This window comes from Kaarinaea lacus (genome assembly GCF_975902315.1).
The window spans coordinates 1-5,257 of record NZ_CDLKIE010000003.1; the positions used below are offsets into that span (position 1 = coordinate 1).

Annotated in this window: 3 protein-coding genes; 1 reads left to right on the forward strand and 2 read right to left on the reverse strand. The window is 43.0% G+C overall.

Annotated elements, in window-relative coordinates:
* Positions 1-243 precede the first annotated feature (243 nt).
* Positions 244-723 (reverse strand): copper chaperone PCu(A)C, encoded by a 480-nt coding sequence (locus tag ACWVCM_RS00035; RefSeq protein WP_455199641.1) that lies wholly within the window; start codon positions 721-723, stop codon positions 244-246.
* Between the two features lie 29 nt (positions 724-752).
* Positions 753-1,400 (reverse strand): SCO family protein, encoded by a 648-nt coding sequence (locus tag ACWVCM_RS00040; protein WP_455199642.1) that lies wholly within the window; start codon positions 1,398-1,400, stop codon positions 753-755.
* Between the two features lie 1,024 nt (positions 1,401-2,424).
* Here ACWVCM_RS00040 and ACWVCM_RS00045 point away from each other — a divergent pair.
* Positions 2,425-5,199 carry a hypothetical protein gene (locus ACWVCM_RS00045; protein WP_455199643.1) on the forward strand — a complete coding sequence of 925 codons (2,775 nt, stop codon included), beginning with the start codon at positions 2,425-2,427 and terminating at the stop codon, positions 5,197-5,199.
* Positions 5,200-5,257 lie beyond the last annotated feature (58 nt).

Sequence of the window (5,257 nt, forward strand, 5' to 3'; positions counted from 1 at the left end):
GTGCTCAACTGTCCAACAATAAAGGCAAACAGTATTGGATATTCCAGCATGTCATACAGCCCAACGAATGAAGCTCGTATTATATACTCAGGACCAAATCTACGAACTTATTTTTTAGCAAAATCATAGACGATACCTTGCGGCGAAATTAATATGGAAGGAAAATGTAAGAAATGTTTATTCGATGTAACACCTCCCTGTGCTACATCGCATTGTCGATAATCTGGAATTTAACTGCACAGACTAGTGATTATGCATATGTTCATGATGATGCTCCTGTTGTGCGGATCTCCCACCCTTTTTAACAATTGCTTCAACTTTTATTGTTGCTCCTTTATTAAACTTTAATGTTAACTCAACACTATCGCCGGCCTTTAATGGTTTAACAGGATTAATCAACATTAGATGTAGTCCACCAGGCTCAAAGTTTACGGTTTGCCCCACTGGGATCTCAATGCTGTCTTGTGGAACCATTTTTGCCATACCACCTTCCATTACCGTACGATGTAACTCAACGCGCTCAAACTGTGGGCTGTTTGCGCCAACAAGGGATTTTGATTGCGCGCCATGATTCATAATTGAAAAATAACCCGCTAACATTTTTGCGTTTGGCGGAGCTTCCCTCACCCATGCATCATGAATCATTACATCACCATCTGAGGCAAATACTGTCATTGCAGGATTCAACACAACCAGCAGTACCGCTGTAAAAATATACTTCATTTGTATCTCCTAAAAGTTTTGAATTGAATTTAAGTATTACGAATCAAATTAATAATATTTACGACACGCTCAACATCGTGCGGAGGATAAATATGCGCCACCATTTGTGAATCTGGATTTATAACAATAAAAGAAGAATAGTGATTGACCAGATAATCCGGATAGTTGCTCAATTGACTGGTGTCGCGTATAGGTATACCTGTCTTGCTATCCTCAAATTCGTAAATTGCCCCAACACGTTCTGCAAGCTTGTCCAGCTCCGTTTTATTACCGGTAACACCCAGGAACAGCGGACTAAAATATTCCAGAAAGCTTTTTAGCTCGGTCGGTTTATCGCGCAATGGGTCTACTGAAACAAATATCACGTTAATATTCGCAACACCATTCTCTTCTAACTTGTTATAAATATTTGCCATATCATGCATAGCTGTGGGACAAATATCAGGACAATGGGTATAACCGAAAAACAGGATACTCCAACGGTCTTTTAACTGGTCGATACCAAACTCATTAGCAAATTGATCCCGCAGAAGAAACGGTTTTAATGATACGGGCTGTGAAAAATACCTGACACCGGGAATATCAAGATCTGGGCGTGCCAGATAGTGGTAAGTCGCAACGACTGCGAAAATCACAACAACAAGTGATGCCAAAATCAGTTTCTTATTATTTTTCATTTTATAGTTACGATACGGGTTATTGATTTCTTTTGACAGCTACAAGCTGGATTACGCTATGCCCTCTTCCCTGTTTTCCCTGTTCGCCCTGTTTACCTACCCGATGAGTACTAATGTTAAATACCATGTGTTAAATACCATGGTATTTACAAAGGCATGTACAATGACATGCATAAAGGCAATTACAGTGCCATTTACAGAATTACTGTTAATACAAACACATGGAGCACTGATACGTTTCAGGTAAATCTGAATTGTGTCATTTGACGCAATTTACTGTGTTATTTGCCATTCTTAATAGAGCGAAACTGGCCGCGGGAAACAGCTTCTTCGTAGACATGAATTCTTTCCAGATATTTGTGTGATCTTTTAAAGGACGTCTGCTAGCACTATCACATATCGCTGCAAAAAACGTAAAAACGATTTATATGTTCATCTGTCAGATAGCGTTACGAAATTTGCCTTCCCCTGCCCTAAACACCCTCATTATTTAAATCACATAAAGTCTGCAAGTGTTTAGTCAACTGCTACGACTTCCTTCCCGAAAGAAAGCACAGCCACCAGGAAGCACGCAAAATAAATACCACAACAACTAAGTAGCAACTTAATTCCAGGGCTGCCACTTAATCTTTTCGTAATTATCGGAATTGTTATAGGCAATAGAGATAACAGTCTTAATGAAACAGGAAAACAATTATCAATATGTAAAATAATAGTAACAAGCTTTAAAAAGCTTGAAATATTCTCAGTACAATGCCTAAATAGAAGATGTTGTTTATGGAAGCAAACAACACAAGGGGTTAGTTAAGCACTTAGATCGGGGCGGTTAATTCACATCATTGTCATACTGTTTTCACACAGTACAGTCGCAATTCGCTAGGAAAGCACAAATATTATCCCACCCTGAACATGCCAGGTATATGGCGCGAGCCAGTCATATCTGCGCGTGCTGAAGTTATTGTGCTTTGAGGCATTTCAATTAAACCAATCAAAAGGCAGAACCATGAAACAATTGCTGACAAACATGCAGTACATTATATGTACCGTTAGTACCGGGCTATTTGGTATTAGCCTGCTAACAATGAGTGTGTACGCAAACGCGGCCACTGAACAATCTTATACGCTATTTGAATCAGGCCAGGTACGGCCGCTGGCTTTATCAACTACCAAAGATCGCTTATACGCGATAAACACACCCGACAATGCACTGGAAATATTTGATGTGACTGATGATGGTCTCAACCACGTCACAACAATACCTGTAGGTCTCGAACCTGTGGCTGTTGCACTGTCCAATCAAAATGAAGCGTGGGTAGTAAATCATTTATCTGACAGTGTGAGTATTGTCGATTTAACGCCAGGGCATGAGCGCGTGGTGCGAACATTACTCGTTGGTGACGAGCCACGTGACATAGTTTTTGCGGGCAAAGACGGTGAACGCGCCTTCATAACAACAGCACATCGCGGCCAAAACGTACCTTACGACCCCCAACTGACTACACCCGGTGTTGGTCGTGCGGATGTATGGGTATTTGACGGTGATAACCTGGGTGATACGCTGGAAGGATCACCCGTCAATATAATCACCCTGTTTACGGATACTCCACGCGCATTAGCAGTATCGGCCGATGGCAAAACCGTTTATGCCGCGGGTTTTAAAACCGGCACACAAACCACAACTGTTTGGCACGCTAAAATCCTGGAAAATGGTGGTACCCCTCCTCCTCAAACCAACGTAACCGGTGAAGATACCCCATCATCCGGCTTAATTGTGAAATGGAATGGAGAACACTGGGTGGACGAAATTAACCGTGTTTGGGATGAATACGTTAAGTTTTCACTACCGGACACAGATGTATTTGCGATTAACGCCATATCCAATCCTCCAGTAGTGACAAGCAGTAATTCAAGTGAATTTAGCGGTGTAGGCTCTGTTTTGTTTAACATGATCACTAATCCTGTTAACCAGAAAGTTTACGTTAGTAATCTTGAATCACACAATGAACAACGGTTTGAAGGTCACGGCTTATATGTCGAGCAATTTGGTGGAAAAACAGTACGTGGCCAGTTCATCAAGAATCGAATATCGATTCTTGATGACAAAGGCAAAGTAACCCATCGCCACTTAAATAAACACATTGACTATACTCATTGTTGCGAACCATTACCTAATGAAGAAAATGCCTTAAGCCTGGCAACACCCATGGGCATGGCAATCACCAGTGACGGCAAAACATTATATGTAGCTGCCTTTGGTTCAAGTAAAGTGGGCATCTATGACACCGAAAAACTTGAAAACGATTCTTTTTCACCTTCGCATGAAAACCAGATAGCTGTTTCCGGTGGTGGACCAAGCGGATTAATTCTGGATGAGTCCCGTAAAAAACTGTATGTAATGACGCGATTCGATAATTCGGTATCGGTCATTGATACAACGTCCAAATCAGAAATAGCGCATGTGGCAATGTACAATCCTGAACCTGAAAGTGTCGTAAAAGGTCGTCCGTTCCTATACGACGCCAGCTACACTTCCAGTCGTGGTGACTCTTCATGTGCCGGCTGTCATATCTTCGGTGATATGGACCAACTGGCGTGGGATCTCGGCGATCCTGACCTGGAAAGCGAACCCATGTTTGGCTTTTTCCGCAATACAGCGGAATTGTTAGGATCTTCGGTGAAACATGAGTTTGCCCCTCTCAAGGGCCCCATGACTACGCAAAGTCTTCGCGGTATGGCCAACCACGGCCCCATGCACTGGCGCGGCGACCGCACGGGTGCAGATCCAAAATTACAGAAAAACTTTCAACCCGACGGTGGTCAATTTAACGAAGAAATTGCTTTCAAAGCTTTTAACGGTGCCTTTGTAGGTTTAATTGGGCGAGACCAGCCTCTGTCCAAAAAAGAAATGGACTTATTTACACAATTTACCCTGCAACTCATGTATCCCCCGAATCCAATTCGTAATTTAGATAACTCGTTAACGCCTCTGCAGCAAGTTGGGTTTGACTTTTTTACTGGCGGCAAAGCGGATACATTTTTTGGTTGTTCTGAATGCCATGTATTAGACAGAAATGCAAATGCTGAACATGGTGTAGCGAAACCTGGTTTCTTTGGTACAGATGGATTCTACAACGTGACCCGCTTATCGACTCAGGCGTTAAAGGTTCCACACCTGCGTAACATGTACCAGAAAATTGGTATGTTTGGTTTTCCAAAGATTCCGCAAGCGTTGGATGATTTAAATGGCCTGAATGACCACACGGGTGACCAGATCCGTGGTTTCGGTTTCCACCATGACGGCAGCCGAGGTACGCTGTTCCTGCAACAGAGTGTACGAGGATTCATTTTCCGCGAACCTGGCACAAGAGGACCTGCTGACCCAGGTAATCCGAACGGTTATCCCGTAGATCGTACTATTGCGGATCCCATGCGCAGAGGAACTGAGGCGTATTTACTTGCCTTCGATTCCAACCTGTTTCCGATTGTTGGTCAACAGGTCACCCTGACAACTTCAAATGAGGCAGTCGTTTCAGACCGGATCGCTCTGCTTATGCAAACGGCTGATGCAGGCCAATGTGACCTGGTCGCCAAGCAAAGTAGCAACAGGGGTTACCTGTATATGGGATCAGGCAAATTTAAGAGTAATATTTCCTCTGCATCACTTTTAAGCGATGCGGTATTGCGCGATTTAGCCAAGGAGCCTAATGGTGAAACCACTTACACCTGCGTTCCACCAGGCACCGGTCATCGTATCGCGCTGGATCGCGATGAAGACGGTGTGCTGGATCGGGATGAATAAATCTCAGATATAATAATAATTACTAGTTATTTAAATCAGACGCAACCGGTGGTAGTTA

Excerpts from the sequence above, each read along its gene's own strand:
- ACWVCM_RS00035 (WP_455199641.1), bottom strand. The coding sequence starts at position 723 with ATGAAGTATATTTTTACAGCGGTACTGCTGGTTGTGTTGAATCCTGCA.
- ACWVCM_RS00040 (WP_455199642.1), bottom strand. The coding sequence starts at position 1,400 with ATGAAAAATAATAAGAAACTGATTTTGGCATCACTTGTTGTTGTGATT.
- ACWVCM_RS00045 (WP_455199643.1), top strand. The coding sequence starts at position 2,425 with ATGCAGTACATTATATGTACCGTTAGTACCGGGCTATTTGGTATTAGC.